Origin of the sequence: Bradyrhizobium sp. SZCCHNS30572 (assembly GCF_032484415.1) — a bacterium.
Lineage (GTDB): Bacteria > Pseudomonadota > Alphaproteobacteria > Rhizobiales > Xanthobacteraceae > Bradyrhizobium.
Genome location: NZ_JAUESY010000011.1, coordinates 40,130 through 60,991, shown reverse-complemented (window position 1 = coordinate 60,991; position 20,862 = coordinate 40,130). Strand labels below are relative to the sequence as shown.

Here is a 20,862-nt window from a genome sequence, read left to right as displayed (position 1 = left end):
TGATGTTCTTGACCGTCATTCCGGGGCAGCCCGTCAGGGCTGAACCCGGAATCTCGAGATTCCGGGTTCGATGCTTGCCATCGCCCCGGAATGACAGCCGAACAACAGTGCCTACTCAATGCGCCATCGCCGGCCCGCCGCCGAGCTTGACCTTGCGGAGCGTCAGCGCCAGCGGAATCGCCGACAGCGAGATCAGCATCAGCGCCCAGTAGACGTCGACATAAGCGAGCAGCGACGACTGCATCTGCACGGTCTGGCCGATCCAGGCGAGCGCCTGCTGCTGCGCCTGGACCAGCGAGCTGCCATGCGCGGTGAAGTAATTGGTCACCTGGTGCAGCGTGTCCTGATAGGCCGGATTGGATGGAATCGCATTCTCCACCAGCCGGCTCTGGTGGAACTGCCCTCGATGCGCCAGGATGTTGGCGGCCAGCGACACGCCGATCGAGCCGCCGGTGTTGCGCGCGGCGTTGATCAGCGCCGAGGCCTGGTCGGTCTTCTCAGGCGGAATGCCGTTGTAGGACGCGGTCGTGATCGACAGGAAGATCAGCGGCAGGCCAATTCCGATCAGCATGCGGGATTCGGCGAAGAACCAGAAATCCACATTGGCGTAGACCCGGGTGAGGTCGTACATCGCGAACGCCACGACGGCCGCGCCCGTCATGATCATGTATTTCGGCTGCACCTTGCCCGAGAGGCGTCCGACGACGAACATCATCGCCATCGTGACGAGGCCGCCCGGCGACAGCACGAGGCCGGCCCAGGTCGCGGTGTAGCCGAAATCCTGCTGCACCATCTGCGGCAGCATCTGCGTGGTGCCGAGCAGGATCGCGCCGGTCGCCAGCATCACCAGGAAGCTGGCGCCGAACTGGCGCGACGCCAGCATGCGGACATCGACCGTCGGATTTTTCTGGTTCATCTCCCACGGGATCATGGCGATGAAGGCCGCGACGCAGACCGCGGCGGTCACCATGATGAATCGCGAGTCGAACCAGTCGTCCTCAAGGCCCCGGTCCAGCATCAGTTCGAGCGCGCCGAGAAATGTCGCGACCAGCACGAAGCCGACCACGTCAAAGCCATGCGCCTGCTTGCGCCGCTCGGCCGTGACCTCTTCTGGCTCCTTGAGGATGAGCCCGATCAGGATCATCGCGGCGACGCCGACGGGGCCGTTGATCAGGAAGCACCAGTGCCAGGAGACGTTGTCGGAGAGATAGCCGCCGAGCGTCGGACCGACGACGGGCGCGACCACGACGGCGACGCCGAACAGCGCGAACGCCTGGCCGCGCTTTTCCGGCGGGAAGGAGTCGGCGAGGATCGATTGCGCCACCGGCACCATGCCGCCGCCGCCGAGGCCCTGCATGATCCGGAACAGCAGCAGCACCTGCAGATTCCAGGCGAAGCCGCACAGCACCGAGCTCAAGGTGAACAGGCCGAGGCACAGCAGGAAGAAGGTCTTGCGGCCGAAGCGCTTGGCGAGATAGCTCGAGGCGGTCAGGATGATCGCGTTGGACACGAGATAGGTCGTCACCACCCAGGAGGATTCGTCCTGGCTGACGCCCATGCCGCCGGCGATATAGGGCAGTGCGACGTTGGCGATGGTGGTGTCCAGCACCTCCATGAAGGTCGCGAGCGCCACCAGCACCGCGATGATCCACGGACTGCCTGCGGATCGCGACGCGGCGAGAGGAGCAGCCTCACTCATGGCCGACCTCTCTCACAGCACGGCCTTCAGCCGCTCATAGAGCGACGGCTTGGGATCGACGCGAACGGTCGGCACCACCGACATGCCCGGGCCGAGCGCGACGTCCGTCGGCGGATCGTCCATGTCGATCTTGACCGGCACGCGCTGCACGATCTTGACGTAGTTGCCGGTCGCATTCTGCGGCGGCAGCAGCGAGAATGCCGGGCCCGAGCCGGACTGCACGCTCGCGACATGGCCGCGGATCTCGCGCTCCGGATAGGCATCGATCTCGAGGGTCACGGGCTGGCCGGGTCGCATCTCGTCGAGCTGGGTTTCCTTGAAATTGGCGGTCACCCAGACGTCATCGGGCACGAACATCGAAAGCGCCGTCCCTTGTGCCGCGAACTGACCATCGGCGGCGCTGAGATTGACAATGCGGCCGGACTGCGCCGCGGTCACGGTCGTGTACGACAGATTGAGCTGGGCCTGGTCGCGCTGGGCCTGCGCCTGAGCGAGATTGGCGTCGGCGCTCTCGTGCTGCGCCTTCAGCGACTCCAACTGGCGTTGCGCGACCGAGAGGTTGGCCTGCGCCGAGGTCAGCGCCGCCTTCTGCTGCTGGAGCTGCGATGTGTATTGCTGCTCGCTCTGCACCGTGCCGGAGCCGGTGCGGGCGAGGTCCTGATAGCGCTTGGCCTGCTGCTCTGCGAAGGTCAGCCCGGCCTGGGCCTGCTCGACCTGGGCCTGGCCCGCGGTGATCTGCGCCTGCTGCACGTCGATCTGCGCATCGATGTTGCGGATCGCCGCCTGCGCCGACTTCACCTGCGCATCGGCCTGCGCCAGCGCGGTCTTGTAGTCGCGATCGTCGATGCGCGCGATCACGTCGCCGGCCTTGACGTGCTGGTTGTCGGTGACCGGGACGGCGGTGATGTAGCCGGAGACTTTCGGCGCAATGGAGAACTGGCGGGCCGCGATGAAGGCGTCGTCGGTGGTCTCATAGTGACCGGCCGCATCGTAGTAGACGTAGCCGCCGGCGCCGACGGCGAGCAGCAGCACGAGACCCAGCGCTGCCCCGAGCGGATGCCGCCGGATCAGGCTCCTCCGGGACCCCTCCTGGCGCTCCCCGTGCTCCGTCGGCGGCGGGCCGGGCTCCGCCGCCGGCATCTTGGCCTCGACCTGCTGCCGAGGCTCGCCGGAGGCCCGCCCGCGCCATTGCTGCACGGCCCGATCGCGGGCCGAGACCGCCGGATCGTCGTTGGCCGCCGATGGGACCTCGGCCGACGACAGAGCTTGCCGTGTCATCACGTCTCCTTGAATAGAACGGAACCGTTTCGTTTCTAGAATTGGAGGTGAGGCAGGTGGGACGCAATGGCGAGCCGCGATGCGGACGGCTAAACTTTTCGTCATTGAAGGCCGCCGGCGCGCGTTCCGCTGCGCCTTCACCGCGGTCCGCCGTCAGCAACGTCAACTGCGTTCCGCCGCCGCGGTTGCAGTCTCACGTCATCGCGATGGCTCGATGAACTCGGGCAAATACAACACGCGCACGCGGCTGCCGCCGACGGCGCCGGCGCCGAACGTCCAGCCGGCGCGCGGCACCGGCGCCTGACGGCGTCCTCAGCGCGCCGGCTCCGGCCCGGCGAGGCGCACGCCGAGCGCCAGCGCGGCAATGACCGGCGGCACGACGAAGCACCAGCTGCCCAGCCGCACGAACAGCAGCGCGGCGGCGCCGCAGCCGAGCGCAAAGGCGAGCACGTTGATGGCCATCTGCATGAGCCGCGCCGGCGGCGACGCCTGGCCCTTGTCGCCGACATAGATCCTGTCGGCGAGGTCGATCATCACCTGCGTCGTGGTGCCGGTCATCAGGGTCGAGGGCGGCGAACTCGGCAGATGGATCCGGTGCACGGCATTCTGGATCGCCATCGCCGCGACCAGCACCATGCCGGTGATGATCGCCTCGCGGCTGTCGCCATTGTGGAACGGGCCGAAATGGATGGCGAGCACGGCGCCGAGGACGAGCAGCACCAGCTTGACGCCGATCAGGATCTCGAAGGCGCGTGACCACAGCCGGGACAGCAAGGTCCCGGTCAGCCGCGTCGCGATCACGACCACGCAGAACACCGGCAGCGCCAGCAGCTTGGCTATCGCGCCCGAGGTCCCGAGCGCCAGCGCCGCGCCAAACGTCACGAAGTTGCCGGTGACATGCGCCGTGAACAGGCCCTGCAGCGCCAGGAACCCGGCGGTGTCGACATAGCCGGCATTGACGCTGAGCAGCAGCGGCACCACGTTGCGGGACTCGAATTGCGACATGTCGTCCTACTTTCGTTGCTCAGAGCGCGTATTTCAATTCGACGCCAATGTAGTCGGAGTCATGGCCGCCGGCGCGGCGCAGCGTATCGCCGATCTCATAGTGCACGGCTTCCAACGCTCCGGTGAGGTTGGCGTTGAAGCGATAGTCGGCGCGCAACTGCGCATAGACGCCGGACCACGAGCTGCCCTGCCCCGCGGTGCCGGCGACCGCGACATTGGGCTGGACGTAGATCGCGTCCGCATCGGTCGCGCGCCATTGCAGGCCGATCGCGGCCATGAATGACAGCGCGGCGGTCGGCTTCACCGTCAGCGACGGCTTGAGATGGATCAGGTTGGTGTAGCCGGTGAAGCCGGCCAGCGTGAAGTAATAGCCGTTCGGGAACAGCGGATTGAACGTCTCGACCCTGTTGTCGCCGGGATGGCGGTCGCCGGAGGCGCCGTCGAGCTGAAGGCCGATGCGCGGCTGCCAGGCGAGGTCGGCGAAAGTGTAGCCGGCGCGGGCGCCGGCGCCCCAGGCGCGGATCTGCTTCGCCCCGACCGAGCCCGCCTGCCCCATCGCCTCGAGATCCCAGTCGAAGCCCGCGAGCTTGCCGGCGAAGCGGATGTCCAGCACGTGGCGCTGCTCGAGGCCGGCTGCGTCGAGGAAACGCGCATTGTCGCGCTGATAGTAGGAATAATACGACGACAACTCGTTGGTGCCGAGCACCTGGCGCTCGACGCGGAAGGTGTGGAACAGGAACGATCCGTTCGACGTGTCGTCGAACGGACGCACCAGATTATATTGCACCGGCTGGCTGACGAAGCCGATGAAGCGCCATGGGCCGCTTTCCCAGTCGGCCCACAGCGCATCGAAGGACTGGCGCACGTTCGGTCCGTCGCGCGACGACACGAAGCGCTGCAGGTCGAAGTCGAAATCCTGCCGCCCGACCCGGGCCTTGAACGTGCCGCTGTCCGTCGTATTGACATAGGCGAGGAAGGCGAGCCGGAGGTCGAGCGGGTCCTGGTCGACGGACGTGATCTTGGCCTTGCCGAAGGCACGGTCGTCCTCCAGCTGGACGAACAACTGCCAGTTCTCGTTGAGATGTGCGTCGGCATGGATCTGCAGCCGTTGCAGGACATGCTGATCGGGTTTCGTTCCAGCGATGTCGAAGCTCGCGGCATCCAGGCTCTCGAACCGCTCGCGCAGGTTCATGCCGAACGAGACGTAGCTCTGCGGATGGTCCTGCTGCAGCGGGATGTACTTGATCGGATCTGATGGCGCCGCGCGCAGCGCCGGATCGGCCAGCACCGACCAGTCCTCCTGCCAGCGGTTGGTGCGGATCGCCGGACGCGAGGCGTTGTCCTCGGCGAAAGCTGGCGTGGCTGCACACAGCGCGCTGAGCAGCGTACTCGCGACCAGGGTCTTTCTCAGGAGCCACGCCATCCATGACCTCTCAGGAATCGCCGCAGCATCCTACTTCAATGGCGCATGAATCTCCGCGACATAGCCGCCGGGAAACTGCACCACCGCCTGCTCGCGCCTGTCCGAGTTGAACGGCTCGACCAGCACAGTGGCGCCCGCTGCTTTTGCCTTGTCCAGGGTCGCCTTGAGATCAGTCACCTCGTAGCCGGTCGTCTCGCGTCCGAACGGATACGGCAGATGGCCGTCGGTGACGAGCACGGTCATGCGGCCGAACACCGACGCGATGCGGATGCGCCGATAGTGATCATTCGGACGGCCGATCTCGACGCCCGGCGCCCTGGTGTCATCGGAGATGACCTTGCCCTTGGAGAAGCGCAGGAAGGCGCGCGTGAAGGTCTCGGCGCGGTCGGCTGACACATAGACGCGATTCTCCGGAACGGTGTCGAACGCCGGATAGGACGGCTTGGTCGTGTGCCAGTACAGCTGCATGTTGACGCCGCCCGGCCATTGGATCACGGCATCACGTCCGATCGGATCGGGGAATGGCGCGACCAGCACGTCGGCGCCGGCGGCCTTGGCCGCCTCGATCGCCGCGTCCAGATCGGTGACCAGATAGCCGGTGCGTTCGGCCCCGAACGGATACGGAATTCCGGTCTTGAAGCCGAACAGCGAGACCGTGCCGACTGGCGTCTGCAGCAGCTGCGAGGTTGTGCTGCTCGGAGCAGGCGTCACCGTCGCAACCACCTGCTTGGTGCTCTGGCCGCCGAAGGTGGCGAGGAAGCTGGTGGCGAACTTCTCGACATCGTCCGGCGCGACATAGACATGCGTGGTGTCGTATTGCGCGCCCACGCCGATCAGCGGCGGCGCGTCCTTGGCGAGCGCGGGGGCGGCGAGCAGCGTGGTGGCGATGACGGCGCCGAGCAGATGACAGGAACGGACCATGACGACCTCGAATGAGCAGATGTGGATCAAGCGCGGTGCGTGCGCCAGGAGATGATCGAGACGAGCACGAGGCCGGCGATCAGGCCGAGATGCTCGAAGAAGGCGTTCAGCGCCATGAACCGGTCATGGCCGGACATGTGCCAGAAATCATTGGCGGCGAGCATCGCAACGAGCGTGAGCACGCCGAGCGCGCCGGCGCCGAGCCAAACGAACCGGTTCGCGATGACGAGCACCGAGCCGATCAGCTCGACGGCGATCGCGGCCGCCGCCCACGGCGCCGCCGGCTCCAGGCCGAAATGCGCCTGCTCGGCAATCGCGCTTGGGAAGTCCATGAACTTCTGGACGCCGCCGATCAGATAGGCTGAAACCAGCGCGACCCGCGCCGCGTGCCACAGCCAGCGCCAGTCGAGCACCGCGGCGATCGGCCGTGGCGTGTCGGACATCCCCGCCATCTCAGACCGCCCAGCAGGCGCAGCCGAGCGCACCCCAGAAGCTCTTGAGATCGGAGACCGGCAGGCTGGAGGACCAAGCCCGCGCGTGGTCATGGCCGTGCACGCCGCATCCGCTGGCGCAGCCGCACATCTGCATCGCCTGGGCGCGGATGCCGCCGTGATCGTCCTTCTCCAGCCAGGCGCCGTAGCCGCCGAAGCGGCGCACCGGCGACCACTCCGGCATGGCCGGCGGCGGAGCCGCGTCGTCCAGCGGCTTGAACGCGGCGGCGGCGTAGACGATGCGGCCACCCACCATGGTGAGGTCGCTGGTGATATCGGCGATCTCGGCCTCCGCACAGGAGAAGAAGTCGCGATCCGGCACGATCAAATCGGCGAACTGCCCGACCGCAATGCGGCCCTTCCTGCCTTCTTCGTTGGAGAACCAGGTGACGTTCTCGGTCCACATCCTGAGCGCGGTCTCGCGATCGAGGCAGTTGCGCTGCGGATACAGCCGCAGGCCACCGACGGTGCGGCCGGTCACCAGCCACGACAGCGACACCCAGGGGTTATAGGAAGCGACGCGGGTCGCGTCGGTGCCGGCGGAGACCTTGACGCCCTTGTCGAGGATCTTCTTCACCGGCGGCGTCGCCTCGGCCGCGCCGAAGCCGTAGCGCTCGACGAAGTACTCGCCCTGATAGGCCATGCGGTGCTGCACGGCGATGCCGCCGCCGAGCGCCGCGATGCGGTCGATCGATTGGTCCGAGATCGTTTCGGCATGGTCGAAGAACCAGTGCAGACCCTCGAGCGGCGTATCCTGGTTGACTTTCTCGAACACGTCGAGCGCGCGCGAGATGGTCTCGTCATAGGTCGCGTGCAGCCGCCACGGCCACTTGTTCTGGACCAGGATGCGCACGACCTCCTCGAGCTCGCCTTCCATCTCGGCCGGCATGTCCGGCCGCGGTACGCGAAAATCCTCGAAATCGGCGGCAGAGAACACCAGCATCTCGCCGGCGCCGTTGTGGCGGAAATAGTCGTTGCCCTGCTTGTAGGTCGAGCTCTGCGTCCAGCGCAGGAAGTCGTCTCTCTCGCCCTTTGGCTTCTGGGTAAACAGATTGTAGGCGAGCCGGATCGTGAGCTGGCCGTCATCGGCCAGCTTCTGGATCACGGCGTAGTCGTCCGGATAGTTCTGGAAGCCGCCGCCGGCATCGATCGCACCGGTGACGCCGAGCCGGTTCAGCTCGCGCATGAAGTGCCGCGTCGAGTTGAGCTGATAGTCGAACGGCAGCTTTGGACCCTTGGCCAGCGTCGCGTAGAGGATCGCGGCGTTCGGCTGGGCGAGCAGCAGGCCGGTCGGATTGCCCTGTGCGTCACGCGCGATCTCGCCGCCTGGCGGCTGCGGCGTATCCTTGTCGTAGCCGACGGCACGCAGCGCGGCGCCGTTCAGGATGGCGCGGTCGTACAGATGCAGCAGGAACACGGGCGTGTCGGGCGCGACGGCGTTGAGCTCGTCAATCGTCGGCAGCCGCTTCTCGGCGAACTGGTGCTCGGTGAAGCCGCCGACCACGCGCACCCATTGCGGCGGCGGCGTGATCGCGACCTGGGCCTTGAGCATCGCCATCGCGTCCGCGAGCGAGCGCACGCCGTCCCAGCGCAGCTCCATGTTGAAGTTGAGCCCGCCGCGGATGATGTGCAGGTGATTGTCGATCAGCCCCGGCAGCACGCGACGGCCCTTGAGATCGATGATCTTCGTTCGGGGACCGGCGAGCTTCATCACGTCCTGCTCGTGGCCGACCGCGGTGAAGGCGCCGTCCTTGATCGCCACCGCGCTCGCCGTGGGATTGGACCGATCGAGCGTCGTGAACAGGCCGTGATGGAGGATGAGATCGGGGTAATCGCTCATGAGGCCTTCTCATTCTGGGCGGTAGAATTGGTCGTCTCTGCCCGGCCGTGGTGGCCAGGCAGCAGGCCGAAGATGTGCGTGGCGCAGGCCGCCTTCTGCCACGCGGCAGCAAGCGTGGTCCCGTTCAGGAGCTGCTTGCCCACGGGGATCACCTGCTCTCCGACGAGGATGCCGAGCAGGCCGACCAGCGCCACCAATGGCGGCGCCGGCGAGCGGACCTGAAGCAGGCTGTAGATCACGCCGACCAGCAGCCCTGCCCCGAGCGAAAACAGATAGATCTTCATCGTTCGTCCCGGGACTACTTGGCCCCGCCCTCCGAGGCGTGCTCTCCAAGCGCCCATTTGGAGAAGCGGATCTGGATGCCGTAGGGCGAATGCGCCTTCAGGATCTCCATCATGCCGTCATAGGTCTCGGCACGCGCCCAGTCCTGCTGCAGCTCGAAGGCGAACTGGCACGAGGTGATCGGCACCGCGCCGGCCTGCACCGCGCGGTCCATCGCCCTGTTGTGCGCCTCGAGCGACAGGTCGCCGCAGGCATCGGCCGGGATGTAGATCTCATAGCCTTCGCGCAGCATGTCGAGCGTCGGGAACAGCACACAGGCCTCGGTCCAGAGTCCCGCGATGATGAACTTCTTGCGACCGGTGGCAGCGACCTGCTTGCGGAAGCCGGCATCGAGCCAGGAGTTCATCGCCGTGCGGTCGACGATGTCGTGCTCTGGAAACATCTCGGTCACCTCCGGCATGAAGGGACCGGAGAACGAGTCCTTGGCGACCGTGGTGAGCACGGTCGGAATCTTGAACAGCTTGGCCGCCTTGGCGACGATCTGGATGTTGTTGAACACGCCGAGGCGGTCATGAGACTGCACGCCCTGATACATCGCGGGCTGATAGTCGATCAGCGCCACGGCGCAGTTCTGCGGGGTCAGCATTTCGAGCTTGGACACGAGGTTCTCCTTGAAGGGTCGAATCGATCAGGTGAGAGAAGCTCGCGGCGCCAGCGTGGTTGGCGCGAAACGCCGCCACGAGAAGACACCGAAAGCAATGAACAGAGCGAGCGTGACGAGCTGAGCTGCGGCGAACGGCGGCTCGCTCTGCGTCGGCGCCAGGACATTGAGCACGCCGATCTTCTGGAACGACTGCACGATCGCGACGAAGACGTTGAGATAGAGCGAGAGCAGCGCGGTGACGACGTAGACCCGTCGCCACCATCCCGACAGCGCGAACGCATAGAGTGCGGCGCTGGCCGCAATCAACAGCGCGAGCAGGATGATGCCGATGATGCGCGGCGGGTCGAGACCGAACGGCGGCAGCGGAAAGCCGGTCACGCCGGTGAGGAAGGTCGTGACCAGGAACAGCGCCGCCCAGGCCGCCAGATGGCGGCCTGCCAGCATGCCGGCGAGCATGACGAGCCCGGTCGCGATTCCGATCAGGCTCAGCACCACGTGGATCTGAAGAAACAGGGCCGTCGGAATTCCCCAGGTCATGCAAGCCTCCTCTGATCAGCCCTTGATGAAGGTCAGCAGGTCGGCGTTGATGGTCTCCGCCTCCGTGGTCGGCATGCCGTGCGGAAAGCCCTTGTAGGTCTTCAGCACGCCGTTCTTCAGCAGCCTGGCCGACAGCGGCGCGGAATCCGCGTAAGGCACGATCTGGTCGTCCTCGCTGTGCATGACCAGCACCGGCAAGGTGATCTTCTTGAGATCCTCGGTGAAATCGGTCTGCGAGAAGGCGACGACGCCGTCGTAGTGCGCCTTGGCGCTGCCCATCATGCCCTGCCGCCACCAGTTCTGGATCACGGCCTCGGACGGCTTGGCGCCGGGCTTGTTGTAGCCGTAGAACGGCCCAGCGGCGACGTCGCGATAGAATTCCGCGCGGCGCGTGGCGACCTGGGTCTGAAAGTCGTCGAACACCGACTTCGGCAGCCCGCCCGGATTGGCCGCGGTCTGCAGCATCAGCGGCGGCACCGCGGCGATGATGGCAGCCTTGGCCGCGCGGCTCTCGCCATGGCGCGCGAGGTAATGCACCACCTCGCCGCCGCCCGTGGAATGGCCGACATGGATCGCGCGCTTGAGATCGAGATGCGCGGTCAAGGCCGCGAGATCGTCGGCATAGTGGTCCATGTCGTGACCGTCGGCGACCTGGGCCGAACGACCATGGCCGCGGCGATCATGGGCGATGACGCGAAAGCCGTGATTGAGGAAAAACAGCATCTGCGCATCCCAATCATCCGCTGACAGCGGCCAGCCATGGCTGAACACCATCGGCTGGCCGGAGCCCCAATCCTTGTAGTAAATCTCTGTGCCGTCATTGGTTTTCAGAACGGGCATGATTTTCTCCTGCGCGCCAGCCATGCGGTCGCACCAACGAATTTCGTGTCGCGATCGCCAATACCCGGTGCTATGCAATCTCATGTGCATCTGCACAATGACCCGAGGAGGCCAAAGCACTGGCCCCAGAAGGCCAAGGGATGGCTCAGCAGATTCGAACCACATCGTCGTCCTGGATGCGCGGCGTCGCGACGACGCTGAACGAGCAAGGTCTGGATGCGGCTGCGCTGTTCGCCGACGTAGGCCTGTCGATCGACGATCTCGACGATTGCGATCGCCGCTGGCCGACCGAGGCGCTGAGCCGGTTGTGGGTGCTGGCGGCCGAGCGTTCGGGCAATCCGGACATCGGGCTGGCAAAGCTCGATGCGCCGCGACCTGACAACTATGGCGTCGCCGGCTATGCCATGATGTCGAGCCCCACGCTCCTCGCCGGGCTGACGCGACTGATCCGCTACATGTGCCTGGTGAGCGACGCGGTGACCATCACGCTCGAGCAGGGCAATGGCGGCCGTTGGGTGCGGACCGACGTGTTCGGCGGTGAATGCCCGATTCCGCGGCAGCGCTATGACTACGGCGTCGTCAATCTGCTCAATCTATGCCGGTGGATGCTGGATCGTCCGCTGACGCCGCTCGCCACGCGTTTCTCGCATGCGGTGCCGCTATCGATCGCGTGCTACAACAGGGCGTTCCAATCCCCACTCGAATTCGATGCGCCATTCAACGGCTTCCTGGTGTCGGATCAGGATCTCGCCTGCAAGCTGACGACCTCTGCGCCCGAGCTTTCGGCAATCCACGATCGGATCGCCGACGAGGCGCTGGAGCGTCTGGTCAAGGCCGACACTGCGTATCGCGCCCGCGCAGCGATCGTCAGGCTGCTGCCCGACGGCAGCCCGCTGCGCTCGGCCATCGCAGCCGAGCTGGGCTTGAGCGACCGAACCTTCCAGCGCCGGCTGGCGGACGAAGGCCTCTCCTTCAGCGATCTCGTCGACGATGTCAGGCGCGAGCTCGCCCAGCGCCATCTCGCCGATTTCCGCATGACGCTCACCGACATCGGCTATCTGCTCGGCTATGCCGACCAGAGCACCTTCTTCCGCGCATCCAATCGGTGGTTCGGCGAATCACCGGGCGAATACCGCTCGCGGCTGATGGAGGGCGTGCGGCGGGAAGTCGCTGTCGCGCGCGGACCATGATCCGCCGGCGGGAGACGCCTTCAGGCGCGTTCTTCAGAACATCCCGTTGGGATTGGCCGACTGCTCGGGAACGGGCTGAACCGAATCCCAATGCTCCTCGATCTTGCCGTCCTTGAGACGGAAGATGTCGACGATCGCGTTGCCGCGTGTGCCGGGCTCGCGGACGGCGTGAACGCGCAGCACGACGAAGTCGCCGTCGACATGCACCTGCGTGATCCTGCTGTGCGACTGTGGAAATTTGGCCTTCAAAAATTCGATGAACTTGCGAAATCCCTCCGGGCCGTCCTCGGCATTCGGATTGTGCTGGATGTAGGTGCCGAGATATTTCGACGCCGCCTCGAAATCCTTGCGATTGAGGCCCTGCTCATAGAAGTCGAGCACGATCGCCTTGTTGCGCTCCTCCTGGGCCGAATAGGCCCGCTGAGCCAGCACCGGTGTTGCGACCGTGGCGAACAGCACCGCGGCCACTGTGGCGAAACGCGTCATCATTCCGTCATCTCCCCCGGGGCGCAGACATGATGCAGCCGTTGTCCACCCCAGCTATTTCGGCTGTCGCCAGCTAAGCGGACTTCCCACGGGAAGTGACCTCAAAGATGAGTGACCTCAATAATAGCGGTGGAGATGATGCACCGGGCCGTGGCCGTGTCCGACCGTGAAGCGATCGGCAGCCGCGATCGCGCCGGAGATGAAGGCCTTGGCGTTGCGCACGGCCGCCTCGAGGCTCTCCCCCTTCGCCAGCCCTGCGGCCACGGCCGACGACAGCGAACACCCCGTGCCGTGGGTGTTCTTCGTGTCGATGCGCGGCGACGGCAATGGGATGCTGGTTGCTGATGTGATCAGGTAATCGGTGCTGTCAGCGCCCTGCCCGTGGCCGCCCTTGATCAGCACCGCCGGACAGCCGAGCGCGAGCAGCCGGCGGCCTTGCGCCGCGATCGCCTCGTCCGAGGTCGCGACCGGCTCGTCGAGCAGCGCGGCCGCCTCGGGCAGGTTCGGCGTGATCAGCGACGCCCGCGGGATCAGCCCGCGGCGCAGCGCGTCGATCGCATCCTCCGGCAACAGCCGGGCGCCCGAGGTTGCGACCATCACCGGATCGAGCACCACGTGCCGCGGCCGCCAGCGCGCGAGGCTTGCCGCAATGGCGTCGGCAATCGGCGCCTGCGCCACCATGCCGATCTTGACCGCGCCGACCGCGAGGTCATCGAACACCGCATCGATCTGCGCGGCGACGAAATCGGGCGGCACCAGATGCACCCCGGTCACGCCCCTGGTGTTCTGGGCGGTCAGCGCCGTCAGCACCGAGGCGCCATAGACGCCGAGCGCCGCGAAGGTCTTGAGGTCGGCCTGGATACCGGCTCCCCCGGAGGAATCCGAACCGGCGATGGTAAGTGCGACGGGGGTGCTCATGCCCCCTTCCTAGCGCGGGCCGGCCGCGCCCGGCAAGCAGGCCGGCCCACCGGAGAAAGCGTATCGACTTCGTCGGAAAACGCTATATTGAGGCGAAAGATGCCTTCCGGAGACAGCCCGCAATGGTTCCCTTCTTCGTCCAGATCAAGTGCAAGCTTGGCCAGTCCTACACGGTCGCCAATGCGCTGGCGGAAGCCGAGATCGCCTCCGAGATCTACTCGACGGCGGGAAATTACGACCTGCTGGTGAAGTTCTACGTCGACAATGCCACCGACATCGGCCACTTCGTGAATGAGAAGGTCCAGATCCTGCCCGGCATTCAGGACACCCACACCATCATCACGTTCAAGGCCTTCGGCGCCACCTGACGAGGCGCGCTTTCTCACCACCCGGCGCGGCCTGCCCGTCGGGCGCCTGCCTCAACACCTGCCTCACGACAAAGGCGCCCGTCGTGACCGACGGGCGCCGAGGTCCTGAAAATGGGTCAAGCATGGTTTCGTCATGAAAGACGGTGGCGGCCGGAGACCGTTGTCCGCCAATTCGCACCAGTGGGCCGGAAAGCCGGACCTTTCGATCGTGAGGGGCAATGGGGGGACCGTCGAACGGCCCGGCTTTCCCTTCGGCAACTTGGCGACAGGCGTTCTATAGCGGGTACGCGGAGCACCGGGTCAAGGCGGGCGGCCGATCCGATACGGTCGATCAAGAAGTTGAGACGAAAACTCAAGAATGACTGCGGCGCCGCGTGAAGAGTGAGATCAAAGCCGTTTCGTCCCTGCTGCCGAGCTACGGCTTTTGCGCCGAGCAGATGGACACCGAGGCGAACATTGCGGCGTGGCGCGAGGCCACGTCGACGTTCTTCGAGGTCGACCAGCTCGCGGCCGGCGAGGCCGCTCCGTTCAGAGCGGACGTGCTGTCCTATGCGCTTGGCTCCGTGCTGCTGGGATCGGCCCGTGCGAGCGGCCAGCGGTTCCGGCGATCGGCCGAAACCGTCGCCCGCAGCGGCGTGGATCACATCATCCTGCAGCTCTACGTGAACGGCAGCTATGAGGGCGTCGCGGGCGCCTCGCCGATCCGGGTCGAGGCCGGCGACCTCTGCGTGCTCGATCTCGCCCAGACACTCGAAACGCGCGCGACACCGTTCGAGAACGTCACGTTGGTGGTGCCGCGTCCGATGTTCGATGCGCGCCTGCTGCAGGTCGACGACCTGCACGGCCTGGTGCTGCCGCGCAGCGGCGCGCTGGCGCCGCTGTTGGCGCGGCATTTCGGCGCGCTGCTCGACTGTGCGCCGCGCATGAGTTTCGACGAGTGCCAGGCCGCGGTCGAGGGCACGATCGCGCTGATCTCGGCGTGCCTGCGCGGCGAGCTCGAACGCCGCGATGCCGACCGCAGCGTGACGCCGGACGCCTCGCTGCTCCGCGTCCGCCAATATATCGAAGCGCGGCTGTCGAGCCCTGAACTCAGCGCCGACGCGGTGGCGCTGCATTTCGGGATGTCTCGCGCGTCGCTCTATCGCCTGTTCGCGCCGATCGGCGGCATCGCCGACTACATCCGCAGCCGCCGCCTGCACCGCGCGTTCTTCGATCTCGCCGGGACGGGATCGCGGACGCAGCGCATCAGCGAGGTCGCGCGGCGCTGGCAGCTCGGGACCGATGCGCATTTCACGCGGCTGTTCAAGGCCGCCTACGGCATCACGCCGAGCGCCGCGCGCGAGGCCGCCATGCTGGGCTCGCCACGCCTGCCGGTCGACGCGGACGCCGAAACCGCCTCGCCGCTCAGCCGTTGGATGCGAGGGATAGCAGCGCCCCGGACCGGGGAATGAGCGCGACGACGGCCGCCGAGTGCGGGTCGTCGTCCTCGGATGCGTCGTCCTCAGATGCGTCTTCGGCCGGCTGCGGCTCGTCGGCATCGGACGCAGCGCGCGCGATCTCCAGATGCTGCTCGAGCTGCTCGACCGGCATCGGCCGGCCCAGCAGATAACCTTGCGCGAAGTTGACGCCGAGGGCGCGCAGTTGCACCAGCTGCTCTTCGGTCTCGACGCCTTCGGCGGTGATCTGGATGCCAAGCCCCCGCGCCAGCGTCACGACCGAGGAGATGACGGCGGCACTTTCGTCGCGCACGCTCAGATTGGCGACGAAGGACTTGTCGATCTTGATCTTGTTGAACGGGAACGCCGTCAGCGAACGCAGCGACGAATAGCCGGTGCCGAAATCGTCGAGCGCCAGCGAGATGCCGAGGCCCTTCAGCCGGTCGATGAAGCTCTCGTTCTCGGCCGCGCGCTCCAGCAGCACCGACTCCGTGATCTCGATCTCGAGACGCTTCGGATCGAGGCCGGACCTCGCGAGCGCCGACTGGATGACGTCGAACAGTTCGGCCTGCTTGAACTGGACGGGCGACAGATTGACGGCGATCTTGACGTCGTCCGGCCATGCGGTGGCGTCGTCGCAGGCGCGCCCGATGATCCATTCGCCGAGCGGCACGATCAGGCCGGTCGACTCCGCAAGCGGGATGAACTTGTCCGGCGGCACCAGCCCCTTGACCGGATGACGCCAGCGCACCAGCGCCTCGACGCCGCGGCGCTCGCGTGTCTCGGCGTCGTAGAACGGCTGATAGTGCACCTCGAACTGGCACTGCGCGATGGCGTCGCGCAGATCACCCTCGAGCGTGTTGCGCGCCTCGAGCTCGGCCGACATCGCATCGTCATAGAGCGTGTAGCAGCTGCGGCCGGCGGATTTCGAGCGATAGAGCGCGAGGTCGGCCTTCTTGAGCAGGTGCTCCTGGTCGCGGCCGTGCTGGGGCGCGAGCGAGATGCCGATGCTGGTGCCGATCTCGACCCGTTGCCCGCCGAGCTGGAACGGCTCGGCGATCAGCTTGGTGATGCGCTGCGCAAGCTCGATCGCGGCGGCGCGCTGGTCGGCGGATCCGGCCTGGATCAGGGCGAACTCGTCGCCGCCGAGCCGGGCCAGCACGTCCTCGTCGCGCAGCTGCGATCTCAGCCGCTGAGCGACCTGCACCAGCAGTTCGTCGCCGGCGCCATGGCCGAGCGAGTCGTTGACGTTCTTGAAGCGGTCGAGGTCGAGCAGGAAGACGGTGAAGCGCCCGCTCTTCTCATCGTTGATGCGCTCCATCTCCTCGAGGAAGAAGGCGCGGTTCGCAAGGCCCGTCAGCGCGTCGGTCTGCGCCAGCTCGAGCACGCGGCGATTGGCGAGCGCGAGCTGCAGGGCGTTGCGGCTCGACAGCGCGAGATACACGGCGAGGAAGATCGTCGTCGCCATGCCGGCCGCATACAGCGCCAGCGCGCGGTTGTGGCTCGCCATCAGGCTGCCACCGGCGGGCGCCGCCTGGAACACCCAGTCGGCATCGCCGATGCGCAAGGTCGTCGACCAGATACTGGGGTCCGCGGGCCAGCGCTGCGGGTCCACGCCGGAGGCGTTGATCACGCGCTCGGGCGGCAGAAGGTTGATCGCGAGCGCCGGACTGTTGGGATTGTTCGCGCGCACCGACTGCAACAGCGTCGGCAGGTCGAACACGCCGATGATGAAGCCGCTGAGATTGCGGCGGCGGTCGGCGACCGTCGTGCGCGACGTCCCCTTGGCGTAGACGGGGATGCCGATCATCACGGCGTTGTTGCGCTCGTTCTGATTGATCAGGTTCTGACGCGTGCGCAATGCGCCGATCACGTCGTAGTCGCGCGACTGCTCCAGCACGGCGCGATGGTCGGGAATGCTCCAATAATCGAGACCGTAGACCGGCGAGGTCTTCGCCTCGGTGGAGAAGTAGACCGGATAATATTCGTCGCTCTCCGGCGCGACCGTGCCGTCGGGATAGGACTTGATGCGAAAGGCGGGAACACCATCGGTGATCGCCGCCGCCTCGTATTCGCCGCGCTCCTTGCGCTTGATCCGCGGCAGCCACGCCAAGCGCAGCATGCCGCGATGCGCCTCGAACAGGCGCGCGCTGAAGGTCTGGTACTCGCTGCGGGTGATGTCGTCGTTGGCGGATTCGAAGCGGGTGCGCAGCGCGGTCAGCCGGCTGACATATTCGTTGACGCCGTTCTGGACCAGGATCGCCTGAGCTTCGGCCACGCCTTCGAAATCGGTGCGCGCCAGCCGGTTTTCCCAGCGTCCCACGGCAACCGTCCCGACGACCGACAGCACGACGCCGACGCATGCCGCGATGATCGCAGGGCGATAAAGCCGGTATCGCGATAGCGACGCGCGCAGCCTCTCGCGCCCGCTACCGCTGCGAGCATCATCCTTTTCCTGCAGCGTCGGTGCGCTGTACTCTTCAACCTGCAATATGGCCCCCGCCAAACGGCTGCCCCTCACCACGATGCGGCCGATGCTGGCCGCGGTAAGTTAAGGACGGTCAAAGATGATCCGTCGTGGCGTACCAGAAACCGGGCTTGGTTAACGGCTGACTGTTGAGGGCCGCCCAAAACGCGATCAAGCGCGGGCCACGTCTTTAGCGAGGTCTTCATTCAACACGCCTAGACTGAGTTGTCATCAAGCGTACTCGTGCATCGAAGATCGCAATGAACTGGTTTTCAAGCCTTCGGATCTCCATCGTTCTCGCCCTGATCGCCGGCGTGCTCCCGCCCGGGTCTGCGCGCGCCGACGAGCTCGGCGTCACCAACGACTCCATCATGTTCGGCCAGGTGGCGGCGCTGGAGGGCCCGTCGGCCGCGCTGGGCCAGGCGGCGCGCCAGGGATTGCTGGCGGCCTTCAACGAGCTCAACGCCAAGGGCGGCGTCTACGGCCGCAGGCTGAAGCTGGCGAGCCGCAATGACGGCTACGACCCCGATCGCTCGGTGGTCGAGACCATCAAGCTGATCTACGAGGACAAGGTGTTCGCGCTGATCGGCGCCGTCGGCACCCCGACCGCGATGGCCACCGCGCCGATCGCGGCGTCGAACGACGTCCCCTTCATCGGGCCGATCTCGGGCGCCGAATTCCTGCGGGCGCCCGAATTCCAGAACGTCGTGAACATCCGCGCAAGCTACGCGGCCGAGGCCGAAGCCACCATCAAGCATCTCACCGAAGAGCTTCACCTCACCCGCATCGCCATCTTCTATCAGGATGACTCGTTCGGCCGCGACGTGCTGGCCGGCGTGAAGACGCATCTCGATCGCCGCGGCCTCGAGCTCGCGGCCGAAGGCACGTTCGAGCGCAACACGCGCGCGGTCGGCGCGGCGCTCAAGGTCATCCGGCGCGCGGAGCCGGAAGCGGTGATCCTGGTCGGCACCTACGGCCCGTGCGCCGAGTTCATCAAGATGGCGCATCGCAGCGGCTTCAACCCGACGTTCTCGGCGGTGTCCTTTGTCGGTGGCAATGCCCTTGCAAAGGAGCTCGGTCCGGAGGGACGCGGCGTCATCGTCTCCGAGGTGGTCCCGTTTCCGTGGGACACCGACCTCCGCGTCGTCGCCGACTACCAGGCCGCGATGAAGACGCTCGATCCGAGCCAGACGCCGGATTTCATCGGGCTCGAGGGCTACATCACCGGCCGCCTGGTGGCCCGCGCCCTGGCGATGACCGGGCCGAACCCGACCCGCGCCGAGCTGCTCCGCATCATCAACGAGGTCGGCCAGTTCGACATCGGCGGACTGGTGGTCAGCTTCGGCAACGCGCGCAAGGAGAATCCACCGCCGGTATCGCTGACGGTGATCCAGAGCGACGGCAGCTTCAAGCCGATCTGACCTGCGTCCGCGCGCTCGCCGAACTGATCAGCTTGCCGGCTTCTTCGGCTTCGGCGGGCCTTCAACCGGCGGCAGCGATTTCAGATAGACCGCCATCGCCTTGCGATCCTCGGGCGTGAGCTGCGAGGTGTTGCGGATCACCCGCGCCATCGAGCCGCCGGCGCTGTCGCCGTCGGGCAGCTGTCCGGTCTCGAGGAAATAGCTGATGTCGCTCTCGCTCCAGTCCGCCAGGCCCTTCTGGGTGATGTTCGGCACGAAGCCCTGACCTTCGGGATCCGGCCCACCCGCCAGACGCTGCGCCGAAACGATGCCGCCGAGCGCGTTGCGCGGGCTGTGGCACTCGGCGCAATGGCCGAGCGTATTGACCAGATAGGCGCCGCGATTCCACTCCGCCGGGCGCGCGGCGTTGGCGGCAAACGGCCTGTCGTCGAAGAACAGTAGCTTCCAGACCCCAACGGTGCGACGGATGTTGAACGGGAATGGCATGTCGTGCGCGCGCGAGGCGCCGGCGACCGGCGGCAGCGTCTTCATGTAGGCGAAGAGATCGCGGACGTCGTCGATCTTCGCCGCCGCGTAGGAGGGATAGGGAAACGCCGGGTAGTAGTGGCTGCCGTCCGGCGACACGCCCCTCACCACCGCATTGACGAACTCGGCCTCGCTCCAGCGCCCGATACCGTCAGTGGGGTCGGGCGAGATGTTGGGCGCATAGAAGGTGCCGAACGGCGAGCTCAGCGGCAGACCGCCGCCGAGCTTCAGTCGATCCGGCTGGTTCGGCACCGCGTGACAGGACGCGCAGCCACCGATGTTGAACATTTCCTGCCCGTTGGCGAGATCCGGCGCGCGCGTCGCCGCTGCGAGCGTGATCGTCGACGGTTGGGTCAGCCACCAGAACACCGCCAGGCCGGCGGCGCCGAGCACGCAGAGAGCAAGCAGGAGGCGGCGTAGCATGGTGGCTCCGTCACAGCAGGAGGATATCGTCGGCCCGGCGATCATCACCGGAGCTCGGCGGCGCCGTGATACGTCAGGACGCCCGCGCGGCGCAAACAAACGGGGGCGGACGCCATGTCGCGTCCGCCCCCGTTGATGGCTGGTCAGATCAACTGTTCTTGAGACGGAAGGTCTCGTGGCAACCGCCACATTCCTTGCCGATGCCCGGCGCGGTCGCCTTCAGGCTGTCGAGATCCTTGATCTTGGCCTTGGCCTCGGTGACGACCTTGCCGAAGGTCTCGATCTTGGCCTTGAAGCCGGCCTGGTCTTCCCAGATCTTCGGCGACGGACCGTAGTCGCCTTCGAACTTGGCGCCCTTCAGGCTCGCCGGATACATCGTCGGCAGCTTCTTGGCGGTCTCCTCGAGCTGCGCCAGAGCGGCATTGACGGCGGCCTGATCATACGGCTTCTCGCCCTTGACCATCGCGATCAGGACACCGCCGAGGTTCTTGGCGTTGGCCTTCATCGTGTCCTGGCTATGCTTGACCAGATCCTGCTGTGCCATCACGGCGCCGGCCCCTAGCAGCAAAGCTGCGACAGCCACGACAGTCCGCTTCATCAATTCGCTCCTTTGTTGTCACAATCCCGTCCAGCCCACCTGGACGGGTC

The 20,862-nt window shown here is 66.2% G+C and carries 20 protein-coding genes; 4 read left to right on the top strand and 16 right to left on the bottom strand.

Translation table 11 applies throughout. From position 1 onward, the window contains the following. Positions 1-115: 115 nt before the first annotated feature. The 11 genes from QX048_RS29275 to QX048_RS29225 form a co-directional block, all read right to left on the bottom strand. Complete coding sequence (locus tag QX048_RS29275; protein ID WP_315753195.1) at positions 116-1,699, bottom strand: DHA2 family efflux MFS transporter permease subunit; 1,584 nt, start codon at positions 1,697-1,699, stop codon at positions 116-118. Positions 1,700-1,711: 12 nt separating this feature from the next. Then, positions 1,712-2,977 carry an HlyD family secretion protein gene (locus QX048_RS29270; RefSeq protein WP_315753196.1) on the bottom strand — a complete coding sequence of 422 codons (1,266 nt, stop codon included), beginning with the start codon at positions 2,975-2,977 and terminating at the stop codon, positions 1,712-1,714. A 312-nt stretch (positions 2,978-3,289) separates the two neighbouring features. Then, positions 3,290-3,982, bottom strand: a complete 693-nt coding sequence (locus QX048_RS29265; protein ID WP_315828186.1) for a YoaK family protein — start codon at positions 3,980-3,982, stop codon at positions 3,290-3,292. A gap of 19 nt (positions 3,983-4,001) precedes the next feature. Continuing rightward, a complete protein-coding gene (locus tag QX048_RS29260; RefSeq protein ID WP_316191388.1) occupies positions 4,002-5,405 on the bottom strand; it encodes an alginate export family protein in 1,404 nt (467 codons plus the stop codon). Positions 5,406-5,435: 30 nt separating this feature from the next. After that, positions 5,436-6,326: a glyoxalase gene (locus QX048_RS29255; protein WP_315828188.1), complete on the bottom strand. Its 891-nt coding sequence runs from the start codon at positions 6,324-6,326 to the stop codon at positions 5,436-5,438. A gap of 26 nt (positions 6,327-6,352) precedes the next feature. Next, positions 6,353-6,778: a DoxX family protein gene (locus QX048_RS29250; protein WP_315828189.1), complete on the bottom strand. Its 426-nt coding sequence runs from the start codon at positions 6,776-6,778 to the stop codon at positions 6,353-6,355. A 1-nt stretch (position 6,779) separates the two neighbouring features. Beyond that, complete coding sequence (locus QX048_RS29245; protein ID WP_315828190.1) at positions 6,780-8,657, bottom strand: amidohydrolase; 1,878 nt, start codon at positions 8,655-8,657, stop codon at positions 6,780-6,782. Continuing rightward, complete coding sequence (locus QX048_RS29240; RefSeq protein WP_315738868.1) at positions 8,654-8,941, bottom strand: XapX domain-containing protein; 288 nt, start codon at positions 8,939-8,941, stop codon at positions 8,654-8,656. Before QX048_RS29240 ends, QX048_RS29245 begins: the two co-directional genes overlap by 4 nt. Positions 8,942-8,955: 14 nt before the next feature. Next, positions 8,956-9,600, bottom strand: a complete 645-nt coding sequence (locus QX048_RS29235; protein ID WP_315828191.1) for a hydrolase — start codon at positions 9,598-9,600, stop codon at positions 8,956-8,958. Positions 9,601-9,627: 27 nt separating this feature from the next. Beyond that, positions 9,628-10,140: a hypothetical protein gene (locus QX048_RS29230; RefSeq protein WP_315753202.1), complete on the bottom strand. Its 513-nt coding sequence runs from the start codon at positions 10,138-10,140 to the stop codon at positions 9,628-9,630. A 15-nt stretch (positions 10,141-10,155) separates the two neighbouring features. Further along, on the bottom strand, positions 10,156-10,980 hold the full coding sequence (locus QX048_RS29225) for an alpha/beta hydrolase (RefSeq protein ID WP_315828192.1): 825 nt from the start codon (positions 10,978-10,980) through the stop codon (positions 10,156-10,158). 140 nt (positions 10,981-11,120) lie between these two features. On the opposite strand from QX048_RS29225, the gene QX048_RS29220 reads away from it, so the two are divergent. Next, on the top strand, positions 11,121-12,170 hold the full coding sequence (locus QX048_RS29220; RefSeq protein ID WP_315712759.1) for an AraC family transcriptional regulator: 1,050 nt from the start codon (positions 11,121-11,123) through the stop codon (positions 12,168-12,170). Between the two features lie 33 nt (positions 12,171-12,203). On the opposite strand, the gene QX048_RS29215 is transcribed toward QX048_RS29220, so the two are convergent. After that, entirely contained in the window at positions 12,204-12,656 is a 453-nt protein-coding gene (locus QX048_RS29215; RefSeq protein ID WP_315828218.1) for an ester cyclase, read from the bottom strand. Positions 12,657-12,773: 117 nt separating this feature from the next. Next, a complete protein-coding gene (gene thiD / locus QX048_RS29210) occupies positions 12,774-13,574 on the bottom strand; it encodes a bifunctional hydroxymethylpyrimidine kinase/phosphomethylpyrimidine kinase (protein WP_315828193.1) in 801 nt (266 codons plus the stop codon). A 122-nt stretch (positions 13,575-13,696) separates the two neighbouring features. On the opposite strand from thiD, the gene QX048_RS29205 reads away from it, so the two are divergent. Together QX048_RS29205 and QX048_RS29200 are read left to right on the top strand one after the other, a co-directional pair. Beyond that, complete coding sequence (locus QX048_RS29205; protein ID WP_315712762.1) at positions 13,697-13,942, top strand: Lrp/AsnC ligand binding domain-containing protein; 246 nt, start codon at positions 13,697-13,699, stop codon at positions 13,940-13,942. 386 nt (positions 13,943-14,328) lie between these two features. Next, on the top strand, positions 14,329-15,393 hold the full coding sequence (locus QX048_RS29200; RefSeq protein ID WP_315753295.1) for a helix-turn-helix domain-containing protein: 1,065 nt from the start codon (positions 14,329-14,331) through the stop codon (positions 15,391-15,393). On the opposite strand, the gene QX048_RS29195 is transcribed toward QX048_RS29200, so the two are convergent. Continuing rightward, positions 15,347-17,869, bottom strand: coding sequence for an EAL domain-containing protein (locus tag QX048_RS29195; protein ID WP_315712764.1), 2,523 nt, complete (start codon positions 17,867-17,869; stop codon positions 15,347-15,349). The two genes, QX048_RS29200 and QX048_RS29195, sit on opposite strands and share 47 nt — an antisense overlap. A 236-nt stretch (positions 17,870-18,105) precedes the next feature. On the opposite strand from QX048_RS29195, the gene QX048_RS29190 reads away from it, so the two are divergent. Continuing rightward, positions 18,106-19,266, top strand: coding sequence for an ABC transporter substrate-binding protein (locus QX048_RS29190; protein ID WP_315753207.1), 1,161 nt, complete (start codon positions 18,106-18,108; stop codon positions 19,264-19,266). 27 nt (positions 19,267-19,293) lie between these two features. Here QX048_RS29190 and QX048_RS29185 read toward each other — a convergent pair whose 3' ends face one another. Together QX048_RS29185 and QX048_RS29180 are read right to left on the bottom strand one after the other, a co-directional pair. After that, positions 19,294-20,214 carry a cytochrome c gene (locus QX048_RS29185; RefSeq protein ID WP_315712767.1) on the bottom strand — a complete coding sequence of 307 codons (921 nt, stop codon included), beginning with the start codon at positions 20,212-20,214 and terminating at the stop codon, positions 19,294-19,296. Between the two features lie 148 nt (positions 20,215-20,362). Beyond that, positions 20,363-20,812 (bottom strand): cytochrome c, encoded by a 450-nt coding sequence (locus QX048_RS29180; RefSeq protein WP_315753208.1) that lies wholly within the window; start codon positions 20,810-20,812, stop codon positions 20,363-20,365. Between the last annotated feature and the right edge of the window lie 50 nt (positions 20,813-20,862).